We start from the raw sequence: 20,105 nt of genomic DNA, 5'->3' as shown, positions 1-20,105 counted from the left end.
TCAGCGGGGGACGGGGACGTGGGCGAGGATCGCGGTGATGACGGAGTCGGGGGTGACTCCCTCCATCTCGGCCTCGGGCCGCAGTTGGATGCGATGACGCAGGGTGGGCAGGGCGAGGGCCTTCACGTCGTCCGGGATCACGTAGTCCCGGCCGGTGAGCCAGGCCCAGGCGCGAGCGGTCGACAGCAGTGCGGTGGCACCTCGGGGAGAGACCCCGAGCGTCAGTGAGGGGGATTCACGCGTGGCACGGCAGATATCGACGACATAGCCGGCAATCTCCGGGGAGACCTGGGTCTTCGCCACGGCGGTGCGGGCGGCTTCGAGTTCGGCGGGTCCGGCGACCGGACGGACGCCGGCGGCCCGGAGGTCGCGCGGGTTGAAGCCGTCGGCGTGCCGGGTGAGGACGTTGATCTCGTCCTCGCGGGACGGCAGCGGCACGGTCAGCTTGAGCAGGAAGCGGTCGAGCTGGGCCTCGGGGAGGGGGTAAGTGCCCTCGTACTCCACCGGGTTCTGCGTCGCAGCGACGAGGAAGGGCTCGGGCAGCGGACGCGGGGTGCCGTCCACGGTGACCTGACGCTCCTCCATGGCCTCCAGGAGGGAGGACTGGGTCTTCGGAGGAGTGCGGTTGATCTCGTCGGCGAGCAGCAGGTTGGTGAAGACCGGGCCGGGCTGGAAGGAGAACTCGGCGCTGCGGGTGTCGTAGACCAGCGAGCCCGTGACGTCACTGGGCATCAGATCGGGGGTGAACTGGACGCGCTTGGTGTCGAGTTCGAGTGCGGCCGCCAGGGAGCGGACGAGCAGGGTCTTCGCGACGCCGGGGACGCCTTCCAGGAGGACGTGGCCGCGGCAGAGCAGGGCGACGACGAGACCGGTGACGGCGGGGTCCTGGCCGACCACGGCCTTCGCGATCTCGGCGCGCAGGGCCTCCAGGGACGCGCGGGCGGCGTCCGGGCTCTCGGCGGTCGCGGGGGTCGGGGCGCTCATGAGGTGCGTACCTCTCTTTCGAGGGCGTCGAGTTGGTCTGCCAGGCGTATCAGGGCGGCGTCGTCGGCGGGAGCCGGGCCGAAGAGGAGCTCCCTGAGGTCGCGGCCGCTCTCGGGGAGACGGGCGGAGACCGCGGGGAGCAAGGAGTCGGGAGCGTGGGCGTCGCGCGGGGCGACGCCGAGGAGGGGGGCGATCCGGGTGCGGGTCGCGGTGCGCAGGACGGTGGCGGCGCGGTCGCGGGCGCCGGCCCTGCGGTAGAGGCGGGCGCGGCCCTCGGTGGTCTCGGAGGCGCGGATGGCCACCGGGAGACGTTCCGTCACGAGGGGGCCGAGGCGGCGGGCGCGCCAGACGGCGGCGAGCAGGGCCGCGACGACGAGCTGCAGCGTGCCCCACAGCCAGCCGGACGGGACGAGCGAGAGGAAGCCTTCGGTGACGTCGCCTTCCTCGGACGACTCGTCGGTGGACCCTTCCGCGAGCGAGGGGTCGGACAGAGAGGGGAGGTACCAGACCAGATGGGTGCGGGAACCGAGGAGTTGAAGGGCGAGGGAGGCGTTGCCCTGCTCGTCGAGACGGTCGTTGTAGAGCAGGTCGGGAGCGCCGAGGACGACGGTGTCGCCGTTGGTGCCCTCGATCTGGACCAGCGTCGGGTCGCCGTCGCTCGGGTAGCAGAGGTGGGCCTGCGACGCGGGGAGCGAGGAGCGGTACGTCACGCCGCCGAGGAGGACGCTGCCGGCGCGCTCGGCGGCCGGGAGGTCGCAGGCGGGCTGCAGGTTGCTCACCGGGGCCTCGGAGGCGGTTGTGACGCCCGGGGCGAGGGTGCCGACGGAGGCGGGGCCGGGCGCGAGGAGGACGGTGCGGCTTCCCGCGTCGGAGAAGGCGGAGGTCAGGGTGCGCTGCTGACGTGGGGTCAGCAGGTCGGGGGTGGTGACCAGGAGCGTGGTGTCGGGGTCGGCGGCGGCCGTGGCCTCGGCGAGGGTGGTGACCGGGGTGATGGTGACGCCCTGGCCCTTGAGGAGTTCGGCGACGGCGCGGCTGCCGAGCTTGTCGGCGGAGCGCGGGTCGAGCCGGCCGTGGTGGTCCCCGGCGCGTACGGCGGCCAGGGCGATGGCGCCGATCACGAGGACGGCGAGTGCGAGGAGCAGTCCGCGGGTGCGGGTCCACACGACGCGGGCGGGTACGGCCGTCGAGGTCGGGCTCGTGGGAGTCCTGCTCATCGGGCGGCCCCCTCGGCGGTGGCGTCGGCGGCTTCCAGCTTGGGCTTCGTACGCTCCAGGGCCTGGTCCAGGCGGGCCACCCGGCGGTACGCGGGCTCGTCCGCGGTGCGGCCGCCGTACGTGACGTCGTCGAAGGTGCGGGCCGCGGCGCGCAGTTCGTCCGCGTGCTCGGGCAGGGCGCGGCCGGCCTCGGCGGCGGCCTCGTCGGAGGTGCGGCCTGGGCGAGGGTCGAGGACGGTGCGCTCCTCCAGGGAGCGGACGACGGCGCGCATGCGTTCCTGGACGGCCTGGTTCCAGCGGCCGGCGGCCGCGTGGCGGTCCGCGGCCGCCCGGTGTTCGGCGGCGGTGCGGGGGCTGTCGTCGAAGAGGGAGTCCGCGGCGCCCGGTGTGCGCTGCGGGGTTCCGAGCCGCCACCACAGGGCGGCGATCAGCGCGACGACGACGACCGCGACGGCCGTCAGCCCGAGCCAGCCGCCTGGGCCGACGCCCGAGGCGGACTCGAAGAGTCCGCCGACCCACTCCCAGAACCTGTCGAGCGCGCGCTGGAGCAGGCTCGGGTCGTTCTCGTGGTACACCGGTTTGGACAGTTCCCGCTCCGCCGCCTCGCGGGCGGGGTCGCGGGGCGTGTCCACCGGCACGTCCGTGCGTACGCGGAGCAGCAGATGCGCCGCGATCGTTCCCCCCGTGGTGATCACCCCGTCAGCTCCCGGAGGGTTGGCCGCCGGGGGCGGGGGACTGACCGCTCAGGCCCGCGGCCCGGGCGAGTTCGATGTCGAGGGCCTCGCGGCGGATGCGCTGGTCGACGTAGAGCAGGACGACCACGCTGGCGGAGATCGGGTACGTGATGGCGGCTCCGATCACCGCGCCGATGCCGGTGACGATCAGGAAGCCCCAGCTGTACTCGGGGGTCTCGCCGCGCATGATGCTGCCGATGAAGTCGCCGTCGAACAGGAGGGCGGCGAGGCCGAACGGCAGGCTGATGAGCATCGTGATCAGCCAGGTCAGGATCGCTACCAGGATCGTGATGCCGAAGATCCGCCACCAGGAGCCCTTGACCAGCTTCGCGGAGCGCTTGAGCGACTCGATGACGCCGCGGCGTTCCAGCATCAGCGCCGGCGAGGCCAGGCTGAAGCGGATGGCGAGCCAGACGACGACGGGGATCGCGGCCAGGCCGCCGAGGGTGGCGAGCCCCGCGCCGCCGACACCGCCGATGAGCACGCCGGGCGTCAGCCCGATCGCCAGGGGTGCCACCACCATGGTCAGCAGGATCAGCGTGAGGCCGAGCAGCGGCAGCAGCCGGGGCCGGGCCTCGTGCCACGCGTCCGCCACCGTCACTCCGCGGCCGAGGACGGAGCGGCTGATCACGATGGTGAGCAGGGCGGAGCTGACCGTCGTGGCGGCGAGGGTGAACAGCAGGGCCGGGACGCTGCCGAGCAGCGAGGCCTGCACGCTGTCGGCGGTCTGCGCCAGCGCCTCGGACGGAGACGCGTCCGGATCGAAGTCCTGCGGAGTCGGCACGAGAAAGCGCTGGACCAGGATCGTCGCCAGCTGGGTGATCACCGCGACCGTGATCGAGATGGCCAGTACGGGACGCCAGTGGGTGCGCATCGTCGACACCGCGCCGTCGAGGATCTCGCCGATGCCGAGCGGGCGCAGCGGGATCACTCCGGGCTTGGCGGCCGTGGGCGCCGGGGCGCCCCAGCCGCCGCCCCAGTTCTGCTGGGGCTGCTGCGGCGGGACCGGACCGCCGCCCCCTGCGGGGGCGGTCGGCGGCGACCACTGGGCCGCGGGCGGCTGCTCCTTCGACCACTTCGCACCGGGCTCGTCCGCGTCGGCGGGGCCGGCGGGCCGCGGGATCGCGGTGTCCTCGCGGCCGTCGGAGGGGTCGGAGGGCGCAGATCCGGGCGAGGCCCAGCCCGGAGTGTCGTTCACGGTCGTCCACCTCGAGTTTCGGTCGCGGGGCCGGCTCACCGAGCCGGCCCGGTCTCAGCGCCCGGCAGCCCTGCGGGGCGGCCGGCCGGCTGCCATCGTGCCACGCGGGGCCCGCCAGCGGGCGGGCCCGGGGATCTCCTGGCCGGCTCGGTCTCGCAGGTCACCGGGTGCAGAAGGGGCGGAGAGCGACCAGTCCGTACAAACTCACGGGTAGAGGGGAGAAGAGGGGTGGGTGAAGGAGCGGTGATCTTCCGGCAGGTCGGGGTACGGTGCTGGCCGGCCACGGGGGCCACGGGGTGACCTGCACGCCTGACGTCGACACCCACGCACGAGGTGACCGGCGCCGGATGATCAAGGGGATCGTCGGTGCCGGCCAGTGAGCTATCTCACCAGCCACCTTGAGACTGATACGGAAATGGGATGATGTCGATATGAAGGGACGCGTTCTCGTCGTCGATGACGACACCGCACTGGCCGAAATGCTCGGGATCGTGCTGCGGGGCGAGGGCTTCGAGCCGTCGTTCGTGGCGGACGGAGACAAGGCACTCGCCGCTTTCCGGGAAGCCAAGCCTGACCTGGTGCTGCTCGACCTGATGCTGCCCGGAAGGGACGGCATCGAGGTGTGCCGGCTCATCCGCGCCGAGTCCGGCGTGCCCATCGTCATGCTCACCGCCAAGAGCGACACCGTCGACGTCGTCGTGGGTCTCGAGTCCGGGGCCGACGACTACATCGTCAAGCCGTTCAAGCCGAAGGAGCTCGTCGCCCGTATCCGGGCGCGGCTGCGCAGGTCGGAGGAGCCCGCCCCGGAGCAGCTCGCCATCGGCGACCTCGTCATCGACGTGGCCGGCCACTCGGTGAAGCGCGACGGGCAGTCCATCGCCCTGACGCCGCTCGAGTTCGACCTCCTGGTGGCCCTCGCCCGCAAGCCGTGGCAGGTGTTCACCCGTGAGGTCCTCCTCGAGCAGGTGTGGGGCTACCGGCACGCGGCCGACACCCGGCTGGTGAACGTGCATGTCCAGCGGCTGCGCTCCAAGGTCGAGAAGGACCCGGAGCGGCCGGAGATCGTCGTGACCGTCCGAGGCGTCGGTTACAAGGCCGGACCGAGCTGATCATGAGCGTAGGCAGTGCTGCTCCGAAGCCCGGGGAGCCGGGAGTCCGTACGGGGCGGACTGCCGGGCCCAGGCGCGGCCCCTCCAGGCTCGGCCGTCCGCTCGGCGGGCGGCTGCTCCAGGACAGGGCACCGGGTGGACCGGTGCTCCGTCTCGTCATGCGCTGGGTGCGCCGGCCGCTGCTGCCGGCCGTACGGCTGTGGCGGCGGAACATCCAGCTGCGGGTGGTCGCGGCCACGCTGCTGATGTCGCTCGGCGTGGTGCTGCTGCTCGGGATCGTCGTCATCGGCCAGGTGCGCAACGGTCTGCTCGACGCGAAGGAGAGGGCCGCCCAGAGCCAGGCCGCCGGTGGTTTCGCCGCTGCGCAGGACCGGGCGAGCACCGCGACCGCGCCGGGCGGCCAGGACGGCGGCCGTGCCGGTTCCTCGGTGAACTGGCGGTCCGAGCTGGTCGCCATGCTCGCCAGCGGCGGGCAGAGCGCCTACAACGTGGTCGCGCTGAGCCTCGAGTCCGAAGGGACCGCGAGCCGCGGCGCCCGCGCCTCGGGCGAGGTCGACCCCACCACCAGCATTCCCGTGGACCTGCGGCACGCCGTGGCGCAGGGCGCGGGCACCTTCCAGTCGTACACGCGGATCCACTACGCCTCCGGCAAGGCGTCCGAGCCGGGCCTGGTCGTGGGCAAGCGGCTCAACGACCGCGAGGGCACCCAGTACGAGCTGTACTACCTGTTCCCGCTGGCGCAGGAGGAGGACTCCCTCGCCCTGGTCAAGACCACCCTGGCGACCGCCGGGCTGTTCGTCGTCGTCCTGCTGGGGGCGATCGCCTGGCTCGTGGTGCGGCAGGTCGTCACACCCGTGCGGATGGCCGCGGGCATCGCCGAGCGGCTCTCCGCGGGCCGGCTGCAGGAACGCATGAAGGTCACCGGCGAGGACGACATCGCGCGGCTCGGCGAGGCGTTCAACAAGATGGCCGCGAACCTCCAGGGCAAGATCCAGCAGCTGGAGGAGCTGTCGCGGATGCAGCGGCGGTTCGTCTCCGACGTCTCGCACGAGCTGCGCACCCCGCTGACGACGGTGCGGATGGCCGCGGACGTCATCCACGAGGCCCGCAGCGACTTCGATCCGGTGACCGCGCGCTCCGCGGAGCTGCTGGGCGACCAGCTCGACCGCTTCGAGTCGCTGCTGGCCGACCTGCTCGAGATCAGCCGCTTCGACGCGGGCGCGGCCGCGCTGGAGGCCGAGCCGATAGACCTGCGCGAGGTCGTGCGGCGCGTCATCGGCGGCGCGGCGCCGCTGGCCGAGCGCAAGGGCGGCCGGATCGTCGTCGTCGGCGACGAGCAGCCCGTCGTGGCCGAGGCGGACGCCCGCCGGGTCGAGCGCGTGCTGCGCAACCTGGTCGTCAATGCCGTCGAGCACGGCGACGGCAAGGACGTGATCGTGCGCCTGGCCTCGGCCGGCGGCGCGGTGGCGGTGGCCGTGCGGGACTACGGCGTCGGCCTGAAGCCCGGCGAGGCGACGCGGGTCTTCAACCGCTTCTGGCGCGCCGACCCGGCTCGCGCCCGTACCACCGGTGGTACCGGTCTCGGCCTGTCCATCGCGGTGGAGGACGCGCGGCTGCACGGCGGCTGGCTGCAGGCCTGGGGCGAGCCGGGCGGCGGCTCGCAGTTCCGGCTCACGCTGCCGCGGACCGCGGACGAGCCGCTGCGCGGCTCCCCGATACCCCTGGAGCCCGAGGACTCGCGGCGCAACCGCGAGCAGGCCGCGGAGCCCCGGGACGGAGCGGACCGCAACCGGCGGCCGGCCGTGCCCGCCCAGCCCGGCGGCGAGCGCCCCGGGCTGACCATGCCCGTCGGCCTGCCCGGCCCGCCGCGGCTGCCGCGCGAGGTGGCCGACCCGACGGCGCTGCCCGGTGGCGTGTCCCGGGTGGTCGCCCGGACGGGCGGCGAGGGCAGTGAGGTGACGAGGACGCCGTCGGCGGCGGAGCGGGAGGACACCACCAGTGGGGGCTGACACCGGACGCCGGGCCCCGAGCCCGGCCGGCGGCACGCAGGACGGTCAGGGCGGGGCGAACGGCGAGCGGGGGTTCGTACGCGCCGACGGCGGCGCTCGGGCCCCGGGTGCTGCGGACGGCGTGCGGTCCTGGCGTGGTGCCGTCGTGCCGCGGCCTCGGTCCGCGCCGGACGCCGGGCGGCCAGGACGGGGCGCGGGTGTCGCGCGCAGTGCGGTCGTGCTCGCTGTCGGCGGCGTGCTGGCCAGCGGGTGCGCGGGCATGCCGGACCGGGGGGACGTGCGCCAGGTGCGGGCCTCCAATCCGGGGGACTCGCAGGTACGGGTGTACGCCGTGCAGCCGCGCGAAGGGGCCGCGCCGGACGAGATCGTCGACGGCTTCCTGGAGGCGATGACCAGTGACGACGCCGGATTCGCGACCGCGCGCAAGTACCTGACCGAGGAGGCCGCGCTCACCTGGAAGCCGGAGGAGCGCATCACCGTGCTCTCCACCGCGCCCGACCGCAAGCAGTCGGACCAGCCGGAGGACCGGGACGCGCGGGAGCTCACGTACCCGATCTCCGGAACGCAGATCGCGACGGTCGACGCCCGGCACGCCTACCAGCCGATGAGCCCTGCCGACTTCTCGCGCTCCATCCACCTGGTGCAGGTGGACGCCGAGGACGGCAAGGGCAACGGCAAGGAGTGGCGGATCGACCGGCTGCCGCCGGGCCTGGTGCTCAGCGAGTCCGACTTCCAGCGCAACTACCGGTCGATCAACAAGTACTACTTCGCCTCCGGCGAGGACTGGGTGGTCGCGGACCCGGTCTACATCCGCAACCGTCAGGACCCGGTCACCCGCATGGATCCGGTGGCGCAGACCGTCAAGGCGCTGCTCGAAGGGCCGACGAACTGGCTGAAGCCGGTCGTCGACTCGCGTTTCCCGACGGGTACGGCGCTGAAGAAGGGCGTCACCACCCTCGCCACGGACGACCAGAGCACCCTCAAGGTGCCGCTCAACGACAAGGCCGAGCACGTGGGCCGCGAGCAGTGCCGGCGGATGGCCGCACAGCTGCTGTTCACGCTCGCCGACCTGCAGTCGGTGCGGATCGAGCAGGTCGAGCTGCAGCGCTCCAACGGCTCGCAGCTGTGCGTGGGCAGCAAGGCGCAGGCGGAGGAGTTCGCGCCGGTCCGGGAGTCCGGCAGGGCGGAGAACGCGTTCTTCGTCGACGGTCACGGCACGCTGATGATGCTGCCCACCGGCGGCAAGGAGGTCGGCAGTCCGAGCGCAACGCTCGGACCGTTCGGCAAGGGCCTCGCGCCGCTGCGGTCCGTCGCCGTGTCCCGGGACGAGAGCCGGGCGGCCGGGGTGAGCCACGACGGCCGCCAGCTGCGCGTCGCGTCGATCATCTCCGACCACGAGCCGAAGCCGGCCAAGGTGATCAGCTCCGCGGTCCGGCCCCAGGACCGGCTGTCCGCCCCGAGCTGGGACGGCCGCGGCGACCTGTGGGTGGCCGACCGCAACCCGCTCAAGCCGCAGCTGCTGATGGTGCCGGACGGCGAGGGCACGGCGGTCCCGGTCCGCACCCCGTGGCTGGGCAGCGGCACCCGCGTCGAGGCGCTGCGGGTCTCCGCGGACGGCGTCCGCGTCGCGCTGCTGCTGAACGAACAGGGCCGTACGACGCTGCAGATCGGCCGGATCGAGCGGCAGGAGGGGCCGGGGGGCCGGCCGGTGGTGTCCGTGGTCGACCCGCAGTTCGCCGCGCCGCGCCTGGAGTCCGTCTCGGCGGTCTCCTGGGCCGGTCCCAGCCGGCTCGTGGTGGTCGGCAAGGAGGCCGGGGGCGTGGAGCAGGTCCGGTACATCCAGACGGACGGTTCGACGTCGGCCACCTCGGTGCTGCCCGGCCTCAACGAGGTCAAGGAGGTCGCCGCGCCGCACGACGACCGCTCGCCGGTCGTGGCGAACTCGCAGAGCGACGGCATCGTGCGGCTCGCGCCCGGCGCGAGCTGGCAGCCGATGATCAAGGCCGGCGCGTCACCCGTCTATCCGGGGTAGCCGGGGCGTCACTCGTACGGGGACGGGCGGCAGGTTTGTTCCGGCCGCCCGGCCCGAAGGAGGAGTGCGGCTTCTTCCGGCCGCCGGGCCCACCCCACCGGCACCGGAATCGAACAGGCCGGTGCGTGGCACGGAGGGTCGCGAACGCCCGCCGCACACGGCCGGCCCGGCCGGTTTTCCACAGCGGTGGCCGGATTCCCCGTACCGGCGGACAGTGGGGTCATGCGGGACTGGTGGCGCGAGATCGCCGGGCTGGTGCTGCCGGTCGCCTGTGGGGGCTGCGGCAGCGCCCGTACTCCGCTGTGCGCGTCCTGTGCCCGGGCGCTGCACGGCTCGGCCGCGCGCCGGGTGAGGCCGACCCCCGAGCCCGCCGGGCTGCCGGCCGTCCATGCCGCCGCGCCGTACGAAGGCCCGGTGCGCGCCGTGCTGCTCGCCCACAAGGAACGCGGTGCGCTGGGGCTCGCGGGCCCCCTGGGGTGCGCACTGGCCGGGGCCGTACGGGCCGCTGCCGGGCCCTGTGCCGCCGCCGGGGCCGGACCTCTGCTCCTTGTACCGGTGCCCTCCTCACGGCGCGCCGTGAGGGCGCGTGGCCACGATCCGACCCGCCGGATCGCGCGGGCCGCGGCCGCCCGGCTGCGGAGCTCCGGCCGGCCCGCCCGGGTGCTTCCCGTCCTGCGCCAGCACCGTGAGCCGGCCGACCAGTCCGGGCTCGGCGCCCGTGCCCGGAGCGTCAACATGCGCGGCGCGCTGGAGGTCGTGCCCGGCGGTGAACGGCTGCTCGGGGCAGGGCAGGTGGTGCTCGTCGACGACCTGATGACCACCGGTGCCACGCTGACGGAGGCGGCCCGGGCACTGAGTGCCGTTCATGGCGCGTCCGTCGATGGATTCACCCGTTCGAGGGCAGCCGTCGTGGCCGCCGTTCCCCGTCCGTTCGAAATAAACCGGAACTACCTGGGAACACGCAACGTTGCAGGTGGTGAGAGGGGAAAAAGACCTCTTCGGAGGTAAGTGCTGGTAGCAGGTGCCGACACCCGTCCGAGCGAGCTATGTTCGGGTGAGAGGAAAGCGAATGCTACGCCTCAGCGAATGCAGGAGTGCGCCTACAGGACAGGAGTTCAAGGCGAATTAACCTCCGGTTGGTGGGGTGGGGATCTTGCCGACTGGGGAGGAGGAGGGTCAAAGTCGCCAGTCCGAGGCTCCGGCGATAGACCGGGGCCTGGTGCAAAGGGAGATGCTCAGCGGCAGCAGAGCCGACCTGAGCGATCCGGGAACGGAGTTCTGCGTGGACATCGTCGTCAAGGGCCGCAAGACCGAGGTGCCCGAGCGGTTCCGCAAGCACGTGGCCGAGAAGCTGAACCTGGAGAAGATCCAGAAGCTCGACGGCAAGGTGATCAGCCTCGACGTCGAGGTGTCCAAGGAACACAACCCGCGGCAGGCCGACCGGTCGGACCGCGTGGAGATCACCGTCCATTCCCGAGGCCCGGTCATCCGGGCGGAAGCAGCAGCAGGCGACCCGTACGCAGCGCTCGACCTCGCCCACGGCAAGCTCGAGGCGCGGCTGCGCAAGCAGCACTCGAAGAGGTCCACGCGCCGTGGCAACGGACGGCTGTCGGCGGCCGAAGTACCGGAGGTGGTCCCGGACGTGGCCACTCTGAACGGAAGCGGCGAGCCGGTCCCCACGGAGGAGCTGGACGGAGTGCCCACCACGATGATGGGCACCGTCGAGGTGAAGGGCGAAGGGCCGCTGGTGGTCCGGGAGAAGACCCACAAGGCCGCCCCCATGACGCTCGACCAGGCGCTCTACGAGATGGAGCTGGTCGGGCACGACTTCTATCTGTTCGTCGACTCCGACAACAAGCAGCCCAGCGTGGTCTACCGGCGACACGCGTACGACTACGGTGTGATCCACCTGGAGTCCGACCCGCTCGCCGGGGAGGACGCCGGCGGTGCCGGCGGAGCGCTCGGCGGCTGACGGCGGCCGACTCACAGTCACCCTCTCGGTGCCCCTGGAACGCCCTGTGCGCCCCCAGGGGCACCCTCGTGCGGCCACGGGATCACCGCAGTGTCGCCCGGGCATGGAATCATGGCCAGCACGCCAACCGGTGCTCCGTGGGCTGCGGTTGGCCGACCGAACACGTACTTCAGGCCACGGCCTTCAGGGGGCGGAACGATGGCGAACAGCTTCGGGCCTGTGCACGGCGGGCGAATGCCCGACGGCGCGGCCACCTTGGAGGGACCGGATCCGGCCAGCGGGGAGTCCCGCAAGGAGCCGATCCGCGTCCTGGTGGTGGACGACCATGCCCTGTTCCGCAGAGGTCTGGAGATCGTGCTCGCCCAGGAGGAGGACATCCAGGTCGTCGGCGAGGCCGGGGACGGCGCGGAGGCCGTCGACAAGGCCGCCGACCTGCTGCCGGACATCGTGCTGATGGACGTGCGGATGCCCAAGCGCGGCGGTATCGAGGCGTGTACCTCCATCAAGGAGGTGGCCCCCAGCGCGAAGATCATCATGCTGACGATCAGCGACGAGGAGGCGGACCTCTACGACGCGATCAAAGCGGGCGCGACGGGCTATCTCCTGAAGGAGATCTCCACCGACGAGGTCGCCACCGCGATTCGCGCGGTCGCGGACGGGCAGTCGCAGATCAGTCCGTCGATGGCGTCGAAACTCCTCACCGAGTTCAAGTCGATGATCCAGCGCACCGACGAGCGCCGGCTGGTGCCGGCGCCGCGGCTGACCGACCGGGAGCTGGAGGTGCTGAAGCTGGTCGCCACCGGAATGAACAACCGGGACATCGCCAAGGAGTTGTTCATTTCCGAGAACACGGTGAAGAACCACGTCCGGAACATCCTGGAGAAGCTTCAGCTGCACTCCCGGATGGAGGCCGTGGTCTACGCGATGCGGGAGAAGATCCTCGAGATCCGCTGACGGGACGGGCGACGCCGCCGCGGCGGGTCGCGACGGGTCGGGCCGCGCCGGGCCGCCGTCAGTCCAGGGCGGCGACGAGCGCGGCCGTCAGCTCGGGGCGGTTCAGCTGCTCGACGCGGACGGAGTCGCAGCCCACCCACTCGGCCGCCTCGCGCAGCGCCCGGGCCATCGGCTCGACGGCCTTCGCGGTGTCCAGGGACACCTGGCGGGCCACCAGGGTGCGCCCCTCGCGGGCCGGGTCGACCCGGCCGAGCAGCTTCCCGCCGGAGAGCAGCGGCATCGCGAAGTAGCCGTGCACCCGCTTCTGCTTCGGTACGTACGCCTCCAGCCGGTGCGTGAAGCCGAAGATCCGCTCCGTGCGCGCCCGCTCCCAGATCAGCGAGTCGAACGGCGAGAGCAGCGTCGTACGGTGCCGGCCGCGCGGCTCGGCCGCCAGCGCCGCCGGGTCCGCCCAGGCGGGCTTGGACCAGCCGGCCACCGTCACCGGCACCAGACCCGAGTCGGCCACCGCAGCGTCGAACTGCTCGCCCTTGAGCCGGTGGTAGTCCGCGATGTCGGACCGTGTCCCCACACCGAGCGCCTCGCCCGCCTGCCGCACCAGGCGCCGTACGCACTCGGCGTCGTCCAGGTCGTCGTGCAGCAGCGTGTCCGGGATCGCCCGCTCCGCCAGGTCGTACACCCGCTTCCAGCCGCGCCGCTCGACGCAGACCACCTCGCCGTACATCAGCGCCCGCTCGACGGCGACCTTGGACTCGGACCAGTCCCACCACTCGCCCTTGTTCTTCGCGCCGCCCAGCTCCGTCGCCGTCTGCGGCCCCGCGGCGCGCAGCTGCTTGATCACCGCGTCGTACGCGCCGTCCTTCAGGTCGTGGAACCACTGCGGCCGTGCACGATAGGCACGGCGGCGGAAGGCGAAGTGCGGCCACTCCTCGACGGGCAGGATGCAGGCGGCGTGCGACCAGTACTCGAAGGCATGGGGTCGTGCCGGAGACGCGCTGTCGGACGCAGCCGTCCAGTACGCGTCCTCGACGGTGCTCCGGCCGACCGCGCCGAGGCGGGCGTACGGGATCAGCTCGTGGGAGCGGGCCAGTACCGAGATCGTGTCCAGCTGGACCGCGCCCAGGTGCCGCAGCACGCCCCGCACCCCGGCCCGGCGGTCCGGGGCGCCCAGGAAGCCCTGGGCGCGCAGCGCGATCCGGCGGGCTTCGTCGGCGGACAGTTCGGCGGCGGGGCGCGGCTGCGGCACGGTCGTCATGTCTCGCAGCCTAGGTCGCGGCACTGACAGTCGGACGCGCGCCGGAAGGCAGGACACCGGCGGTCAGGTGCGCGCCGGAAGGTACGGCAGGGGCGACGGCAGCCCCAGGTCGGACGGCAGCAGCGCGCCGACCCAGCAGTCCCGCAGGGTGCCCTTGTTCGCGATGCCGGCCCTCAGCACGCCCTCCACGGTGAAACCCGCCTTTTCGACGACGGCGCGCGACGGTGTGTTGCCGACCTCGGCCCGCCACTCCAGGCGGGTGCAGCCGAGCGTGGTGAAGGCCCAGCGGGCCAGGCCGAGCACGGCCTCGGTCATGTAGCCGCGGCCCCGGTGCTCCTTGTCCATCCAGAAGCCGATCTCCCAGGTCCCCGAGCTCGGGTGGTGCAGGCCGATGGCCGCCACCGGGCGGTCTCCCGGCCGCAGGCGCACGGCGAAGCTGTACTCGGTGTCGTTGCGCCAGCCGTCCGGGACCATGCCGTTCAGGAAGTACTCGGCGTCGTTCCGGCCGTAGGGCGACGGGACGGTCGTCCAGCGCTGGATCTCGGGATCCTGGCAGCTCGCGTACACCGCCTCGGCGTCCTCGGGGACGAACGCGTCCAGCAGAAGGCGGTCGGTAGTGAGTGTGACGGGCTCCATGACGGGATTGTGGTCGGGCCGTGGTGCCGATGCGAACACTTTTCGGGACTTGCGGCACCTTCCGAGCGCCTCGTGCGTTCTCTTTCCGGGCGGCAGTTCGCATCGAAGCCGGTGGACCTCCCGGTGCGGCGGCCTCCTCGCTTACGATGGCCGGTGCGGCGGGGACCACCTGCCGCGCCCGTGCCAGTGTCCATGACAAGACCCAGTGCCAGGCCCGACCGGCAAGGAGACCAGCCTCAGTGTCCGTCTTCAACAAGCTCATGCGTGCAGGCGAAGGCAAGATCCTGCGCAAACTGCACCGCATCGCGGACCAGGTCAACTCCATCGAAGAGGATTTCGTCAACCTCTCCGACGCCGAGTTGCGGGCGCTCACCGACGAGTACAAGGAGCGCTACGCCGACGGCGAGAGCCTGGACGACCTGCTCCCCGAGGCCTTCGCCACCGTCCGCGAGGCGGCCAAGCGCGTCCTCGGCCAGCGCCACTACGACGTCCAGCTCATGGGCGGCGCCGCGCTGCACCTCGGCTACGTCGCCGAGATGAAGACCGGTGAGGGCAAGACCCTCGTCGGCACGCTCCCGGCGTACCTCAACGCGCTCTCCGGCAAGGGCGTGCACATCATCACGGTCAACGACTACCTGGCCGAGCGCGACTCGGAGATGATGGGCCGCGTCCACCGCTTCCTGGGTCTGAACGTCGGCTGCATCCTGGCCAACATGACCCCGGCGCAGCGCCGCGAGCAGTACGCCTGCGACATCACGTACGGCACGAACAACGAGTTCGGCTTCGACTACCTGCGCGACAACATGGCCTGGTCGTCGGACGAGCTCGTCCAGCGCGGCCACAACTACGCCTGTGTCGACGAGGTCGACTCCATCCTGGTCGACGAGGCCCGTACGCCGCTGATCATCTCCGGCCCGGCCGACCAGGCCACCAAGTGGTACGGCGACTTCGCGAAGCTGGTCACCCGCCTCACCAAGGGCGAGCCCGGCAACCCGCTGAAGGGCATCGAGGAGACCGGCGACTACGAGGTCGACGAGAAGAAGCGCACCGTCGCCATCCACGAGGCCGGCGTCGCCAAGGTCGAGGACTGGCTGGGCATCGACAACCTCTACGAGTCGGTGAACACCCCCCTCGTCGGGTACCTGAACAACGCCATCAAGGCGAAGGAACTGTTCAAGAAGGACAAGGACTACGTCGTCATCGACGGCGAGGTCATGATCGTCGACGAGCACACCGGCCGTATCCTCGCCGGCCGCCGCTACAACGAGGGCATGCACCAGGCGATCGAGGCGAAGGAAGGGGTGCAGATCAAGGACGAGAACCAGACCCTCGCCACGATCACCCTGCAGAACTTCTTCCGCCTCTACGACAAGCTCTCCGGCATGACCGGTACGGCCATGACCGAGGCCGCCGAGTTCCACCAGATCTACAAGCTGGGCGTCGTCCCGATCCCGACGAACCGGCCCATGCAGCGCCTGGACCAGCCGGACCTGATCTACCGGACCGAGGTCGCCAAGTTCGCCGCGGTCGTCGACGACATCGCCGAGCGCCACGAGAAGGGCCAGCCGGTCCTCGTCGGCACCACGTCCGTCGAGAAGTCCGAGTACCTGTCGCAGCAGCTCGCCAAGCGCGGCGTGCCGCACGAGGTGCTCAACGCCAAGCACCACGAGCGCGAGGCCGTGATCGTCGCCCAGGCCGGCCGCCGGGGCGCGGTCACCGTCGCCACGAACATGGCCGGCCGTGGTACGGACATCAAGCTCGGCGGCAATCCGGACGACCTCGCCGAGGCCGAGCTGCGCCAGGCGGGCCTGGACCCGGTCGAGCACGTCGAGGAGTGGGCCGCGGCCCTGCCCGGCGCCCTGGAGCGGGCCGAGAAGGCCGTGAAGGCGGAGTTCGAGGAGGTCAAGGAGCTCGGCGGCCTGTACGTCCTGGGCACCGAGCGCCACGAGTCCCGCCGGATCGACAACCAGCTGCGCGGTCGTTCCGGCCGTCAGGGCGACCCGGGCGAGTCCCGCTTCTACCTCTCCCTCGGCGACGACCTGATGCGCCTGTTCAAGGCCGCCATGGTCGAGCGCGTGATGGCCATGGCCAACGTGCCGGACGACGTGCCGATCGAGAACAAGATGGTCACCCGCGCCATCGCCTCCGCCCAGTCCCAGGTCGAGGGCCAGAACTTCGAGACGCGCAAGAACGTCCTGAAGTACGACGAGGTCCTCAACCGGCAGCGCGAGGTCATCTACGGCGAGCGCCGCCGCGTCCTGGAGGGCGAGGACCTGCAGGAGCAGATCCAGCACTTCATGGACGACACGATCGACGACTACATCCGCCAGGAGACCGCCGAGGGCTTCGCGGAGGAGTGGGACCTCGATCGGCTGTGGAACGCGTTCAAGCAGCTCTACCCGGCCAAGGTCACGGTCGACGAGCTGGAGGACGAGGCGGGCGACCGGGCCGGGCTCACCGCCGACTACATCGGCGAGTCCATCAAGGACGACATCCACGAGCAGTACCAGGCCCGTGAGCAGCAGCTCGGCTCGGACATCATGCGCGAGCTGGAGCGCCGCGTGGTGCTGTCCGTGCTCGACCGCAAGTGGCGCGAGCACCTCTATGAGATGGACTACCTCCAGGAGGGCATCGGTCTGCGCGCGATGGCGCAGAAGGACCCCCTGGTCGAGTACCAGCGCGAGGGCTTCGACATGTTCTCCGCGATGATGGAGGGCATCAAGGAGGAGTCCGTCGGCTACCTGTTCAACCTGGAGGTCCAGGTCGAGCAGCAGGTCGAGGAGGTCCCGGTGCAGGACGCCGCGGAGAAGACCTCGCTCGCGAAGGAGGGCGCCCCGGCGGGTGCCCGTCCGGAGATCCGCGCCAAGGGCCTGGAGGCCCCGCAGCGTCCGGACCGGCTGCACTTCACCGCGCCCAAGGTCGACGGCGACGGCTCGGTCGTCGAGGGCGACTGGGCGTCGGACGAGGCCGCGGCCGGCGACGGGATGACCCGCGCGGAGCGCCGCAAGGCGCAGAAGGGCGGCGGGCGGCGCCGCAAGAAGTAAGCCGTAGGCCCTGGTGAGGGCCGCCCCGGAGGGGCCGGGCGGGTCCGGAAGCGGACCCGCCCGGCCCCTCCGGCGTTCTCCGGGCCCGGGGGACGGCTGGGGGGCAGGCGCGGGCGTCAGCGTGGGCCGCGGGACTGGGCCGGGACCCGGGGCGGGAGGTCGTCCAGTTCGACGGCGGCGCAGCGCCAGCGGTGGTCGGCGGCCGGGCGCTCCAGGCGGAAGGCCATGGCGCGCACGCGCTCGCCGGTGGCCACGACCGCGGAGACCTCCATGACCGTGGCGTCGGCGGCGACGGTGTCGCCCTGGACACGGCAGCGGCGCAGGACCGGCCGTACGCCGCCGAAGGGGACGTCCGGGGCGAGCCGGACCAGCTGCTCGTACGCCGGGCCGACGGTCTGGCCCAGCATCCAGTGCACGGGGCGCTCGCCGCTCAGGACGGCGAGCAGCCGCTCGGCGAACAGCGCGTACGGGGGCAGGGCCCGCGGCGGCGTGCGGCGGGGGTCACCGGGGCGGAGGCCTCCCGGGCGGAGGTTGCCGGGACGGGTGTTGCCCGGGCCCGTGGTGCGGGGGCGGGTGCTGCGGGGGCGGGTGGTGCCGGTCATGGTGGGGGTCCCCGATCCGTCGCGGCCCGGCGAGGGATACCGGGCGGTAACTTCTGTTGGGGATCTTGTACGGGCGGGATCCGCGCGGTCGCAAGGCACGGACCGGGCCGCGGCGGAGGCCGCCGGATTCACCTATCAGAGTGACGTGGGGCGGGTTTGAGCGCTCTGCCGGGCAGAGAGGGAGGGTGACTGCCCGCGCGGCGGTGGACGGGCCGTGGGCGGGCTCCCGCGCCCCGAAGGGGGACCTTCGCACGTATCCTGAGGGCGTTTCCGACTACGAAAGCGGCCAGCCATGCGCGTGTACGTCCCCCTGACCCTCCCCGGACTCGCACAGGCGCACAAGACCGGCGAGCTCGGCCCCGGCCCGCTGACCGCCTACGCCGTCACCCCCGCGCTGCGCGAGTGGTACGTCTCCGACGACATCGAGGAGCTCGAGTACGCGGCGCTCAACCGGGCCGCGGCCGCGTCGCTGCGGATGCTCGCCGGGGACCCCGCGGCCGCGCGCCGCCGGGTCGTCGTCGCGGTGGACGTGCCGGACCGCGAGGCGACCGTCGACCCCGACCGGGGGCTCGACGCGTCCTCGCTCGGCGAGGTCCGGGTCGCCGGCGCGGTGCCGCTCGCCAAGGCGGCCGCGGTGCACGCCGACGCGGACGACGCCGAGTCCGACGTGGCCGCGGCGGCTGCCGCGCTGGGCGCGGCGGACCAGGGCGACGACGACGCCCGGTTCACCGTGGACGGGGCCGAGGACCACGAGCTGCTCTGGTACGGCGTCCAGGAGATTCCCGGGCTGCTCGCCTGACGTGTCAGAGGCTGGCTGTACGGTTTCGGGCCATGGGGAAGCACCTGGTCTGGGACTGGAACGGCACGCTGCTCGACGACATCCACGCGGTCATCGGGGCGACGAACGCGGCCTTCGAGGAGCTCGGGCTCGAGCCGATCACGCTGGAGCGGTACCGCGAGCTATACACCGTGCCGGTGCCGAAGTTCTACGAGCGGCTGATGGGACGGCTGCCCACGGATGCGGAGTGGGTCGTCATGGACGACGCGTTCCACAAGCACTACTGGGCTCGGGCGGATGCGTGCGGGCTCATGCTGGGGGCGGCGGAGCTGCTGGCCGAGCGGCAGGCCGCCGGGCGCACGCAGTCGCTGCTGTCCCTCGCGCCGCACGACCGGCTGATACCGATCGTGCGGCGGCACGGGATCGAGGAGCGGTTCGTCCGGGTGGACGGGCGGGTCGACGCGTCGACGTCCGGTAAGGCGGGGCACATGGTGCGGCATGTGGAGGCGCTAGGCGTCCCGCCCGAGACCGTTGTCGTCATCGGGGACGCGGCCGATGACGCCGTCGCGGCGGCGCATGTGGGGGCGCGGGCCGTGCTCTTCACTGGTGGCTCGCACAGTCGGGCCTCGCTGGCGCGGGTGGGTGTGCCGGTGGTCGACTCCCTTGCGGAGGCGGTCGCTGTCGCGGACGAGTTGGCCTAGGGCCGGGGTTCGCTGTCGGGTACGGCCTGTGGGTGGTCTGCGCCCGGAACGATGGCCCACAAACCGGCACCGTCGCGGGCCCCTACGGCGTGTGTTCCCGCAAGATCTTCAGGAACTCCCTCATCCATGTCGGGTGGTCCGGCCAGGCTCTTGAGGAGACCAGGACGCCGTCGACGACCGCCTCCGTGTCCTGGAACGTGGCCCCGGCGGCCTGCATGTCCAGTTCCAGGGCCGGGTACGACGTGACGCGGCGGCCCTCCAGGCTGCCGATCGCGGCCGTCAGCAGCGGGCCGTGGCAGATCTGGGCGACCGGCTTGTCCGCGTCGAAGAACGCCTTGAGGATCTTCCGCAGCTCCAGGTCGTTGCGGAGGTACTCCGGCGCGCGGCCGCCCGGGATCACCAGGGCGACGTAGTCCGCCGGGGCCACCTCGGAGAACGCCAGGTCGGCCGGCCAGGTGTAGCCGGGTTTCTCGGTGTACGTGTCGTAGCCGGGCTCGAAGTCGTGGACGACGAAGCGCAGCTGCTTGCGCGTCGGCGCCGCGATGTGGACCTCGTACCCCTCCTCCTGGAGCCGTTGGTACGGGTAGAGGACTTCCAGCGATTCCGCCGCGTCCCCCGTGACGATCAGGATCTTCGGTGTCATGTGACGCCTCCGGAGTCTCGTCTTGCGAAGAAGGACATGTGTCGCTGTCCAGAACGTCAAACTTCGCCCCCTGCTTTTGTACACATACGGCTCATGACGAGCCAGGGGTCCGGAGCGATAGGCTTTTCCCGTGATCAGCGCCATACGCCGAGGGGGCAGCGAAGCCCCCGGCCCGCGCCCGGAGTGCCACCGCGCCCGGGCGAGCAGGGCGATCGCTGATCTTCTCCGTTCCGGCCCGTG

The 20,105-nt window shown here is 72.1% G+C and carries 17 protein-coding genes; 9 read left to right on the top strand and 8 right to left on the bottom strand.

Going from position 1 to position 20,105, the window contains the following annotated elements:
* The 4 genes from ABZO31_RS12590 to ABZO31_RS12575 are packed head-to-tail and all read right to left on the bottom strand — an operon-like array spanning position 1 to position 4,130.
* Positions 1 to 984: an AAA family ATPase gene (locus ABZO31_RS12590; RefSeq protein ID WP_406861248.1), complete on the bottom strand. Its 984-nt coding sequence runs from the start codon at positions 982 to 984 to the stop codon at positions 1 to 3.
* Positions 981 to 2,198, bottom strand: coding sequence for a DUF4350 domain-containing protein (locus tag ABZO31_RS12585; protein WP_406861246.1), 1,218 nt, complete (start codon positions 2,196 to 2,198; stop codon positions 981 to 983). Before ABZO31_RS12585 ends, ABZO31_RS12590 begins: the two co-directional genes overlap by 4 nt.
* Positions 2,195 to 2,893 carry a DUF4129 domain-containing protein gene (locus ABZO31_RS12580; protein WP_406861245.1) on the bottom strand — a complete coding sequence of 233 codons (699 nt, stop codon included), beginning with the start codon at positions 2,891 to 2,893 and terminating at the stop codon, positions 2,195 to 2,197. Before ABZO31_RS12580 ends, ABZO31_RS12585 begins: the two co-directional genes overlap by 4 nt.
* Positions 2,894 to 2,897: 4 nt before the next feature.
* Positions 2,898 to 4,130: a glycerophosphoryl diester phosphodiesterase membrane domain-containing protein gene (locus ABZO31_RS12575; protein WP_406861244.1), complete on the bottom strand. Its 1,233-nt coding sequence runs from the start codon at positions 4,128 to 4,130 to the stop codon at positions 2,898 to 2,900.
* Between the two features lie 431 nt (positions 4,131 to 4,561).
* Here ABZO31_RS12575 and mtrA point away from each other — a divergent pair, with 431 nt between their 5' ends.
* The 6 genes from mtrA to ABZO31_RS12545 all read left to right on the top strand — a co-directional run bounded on the left by mtrA (position 4,562) and on the right by ABZO31_RS12545 (position 12,206).
* The gene (mtrA, locus tag ABZO31_RS12570; protein WP_009333493.1) at positions 4,562 to 5,239 is read left to right on the top strand and encodes a two-component system response regulator MtrA; all 678 of its coding nucleotides are present in this window, start codon (positions 4,562 to 4,564) and stop codon (positions 5,237 to 5,239) included.
* A gap of 2 nt (positions 5,240 to 5,241) precedes the next feature.
* Positions 5,242 to 7,248 carry an MtrAB system histidine kinase MtrB gene (gene mtrB, locus ABZO31_RS12565; protein WP_406861243.1) on the top strand — a complete coding sequence of 669 codons (2,007 nt, stop codon included), beginning with the start codon at positions 5,242 to 5,244 and terminating at the stop codon, positions 7,246 to 7,248.
* 259 nt (positions 7,249 to 7,507) lie between these two features.
* Positions 7,508 to 9,280, top strand: coding sequence for an LpqB family beta-propeller domain-containing protein (locus tag ABZO31_RS12560; RefSeq protein ID WP_406865330.1), 1,773 nt, complete (start codon positions 7,508 to 7,510; stop codon positions 9,278 to 9,280).
* 222 nt (positions 9,281 to 9,502) lie between these two features.
* Positions 9,503 to 10,288 carry a ComF family protein gene (locus tag ABZO31_RS12555; RefSeq protein WP_406861242.1) on the top strand — a complete coding sequence of 262 codons (786 nt, stop codon included), beginning with the start codon at positions 9,503 to 9,505 and terminating at the stop codon, positions 10,286 to 10,288.
* A 274-nt stretch (positions 10,289 to 10,562) separates the two neighbouring features.
* Complete coding sequence (hpf, locus tag ABZO31_RS12550; protein ID WP_406861241.1) at positions 10,563 to 11,252, top strand: ribosome hibernation-promoting factor, HPF/YfiA family; 690 nt, start codon at positions 10,563 to 10,565, stop codon at positions 11,250 to 11,252.
* A 198-nt stretch (positions 11,253 to 11,450) separates the two neighbouring features.
* Positions 11,451 to 12,206, top strand: a complete 756-nt coding sequence (locus ABZO31_RS12545; RefSeq protein ID WP_406861240.1) for a response regulator — start codon at positions 11,451 to 11,453, stop codon at positions 12,204 to 12,206.
* Positions 12,207 to 12,264: 58 nt separating this feature from the next.
* Here ABZO31_RS12545 and ABZO31_RS12540 read toward each other — a convergent pair whose 3' ends face one another.
* Both ABZO31_RS12540 and ABZO31_RS12535 read right to left on the bottom strand, forming a co-directional pair.
* Positions 12,265 to 13,461: a winged helix-turn-helix domain-containing protein gene (locus ABZO31_RS12540; RefSeq protein ID WP_406861239.1), complete on the bottom strand. Its 1,197-nt coding sequence runs from the start codon at positions 13,459 to 13,461 to the stop codon at positions 12,265 to 12,267.
* Positions 13,462 to 13,524: 63 nt separating this feature from the next.
* Positions 13,525 to 14,097: a GNAT family N-acetyltransferase gene (locus tag ABZO31_RS12535; protein WP_406861238.1), complete on the bottom strand. Its 573-nt coding sequence runs from the start codon at positions 14,095 to 14,097 to the stop codon at positions 13,525 to 13,527.
* Positions 14,098 to 14,336: 239 nt separating this feature from the next.
* Here ABZO31_RS12535 and secA point away from each other — a divergent pair, with 239 nt between their 5' ends.
* Positions 14,337 to 17,141 (top strand): preprotein translocase subunit SecA, encoded by a 2,805-nt coding sequence (gene secA / locus ABZO31_RS12530; RefSeq protein WP_406861237.1) that lies wholly within the window; start codon positions 14,337 to 14,339, stop codon positions 17,139 to 17,141.
* Positions 17,142 to 17,257: 116 nt separating this feature from the next.
* On the opposite strand, the gene ABZO31_RS12525 is transcribed toward secA, so the two are convergent.
* Complete coding sequence (locus ABZO31_RS12525; RefSeq protein ID WP_406861236.1) at positions 17,258 to 17,743, bottom strand: Rv3235 family protein; 486 nt, start codon at positions 17,741 to 17,743, stop codon at positions 17,258 to 17,260.
* A gap of 292 nt (positions 17,744 to 18,035) precedes the next feature.
* Here ABZO31_RS12525 and ABZO31_RS12520 point away from each other — a divergent pair, with 292 nt between their 5' ends.
* Both ABZO31_RS12520 and ABZO31_RS12515 read left to right on the top strand, forming a co-directional pair.
* The gene (locus ABZO31_RS12520; RefSeq protein WP_406861235.1) at positions 18,036 to 18,542 is read left to right on the top strand and encodes a DUF6912 family protein; all 507 of its coding nucleotides are present in this window, start codon (positions 18,036 to 18,038) and stop codon (positions 18,540 to 18,542) included.
* Between the two features lie 32 nt (positions 18,543 to 18,574).
* The gene (locus ABZO31_RS12515) at positions 18,575 to 19,222 is read left to right on the top strand and encodes an HAD family hydrolase (RefSeq protein WP_406861234.1); all 648 of its coding nucleotides are present in this window, start codon (positions 18,575 to 18,577) and stop codon (positions 19,220 to 19,222) included.
* 82 nt (positions 19,223 to 19,304) lie between these two features.
* On the opposite strand, the gene ABZO31_RS12510 is transcribed toward ABZO31_RS12515, so the two are convergent.
* The gene (locus ABZO31_RS12510) at positions 19,305 to 19,865 is read right to left on the bottom strand and encodes a DJ-1/PfpI family protein (RefSeq protein WP_406861233.1); all 561 of its coding nucleotides are present in this window, start codon (positions 19,863 to 19,865) and stop codon (positions 19,305 to 19,307) included.
* Between the last annotated feature and the right edge of the window lie 240 nt (positions 19,866 to 20,105).

It is taken from the genome of Streptomyces solicamelliae, assembly GCF_045348655.1.
Lineage (GTDB): Bacteria > Actinomycetota > Actinomycetes > Streptomycetales > Streptomycetaceae > Streptomyces > Streptomyces solicamelliae.
The sequence above is the reverse complement of the archived record's forward strand: the minus strand, read 5'-3'. Positions and strand labels throughout refer to the sequence as shown.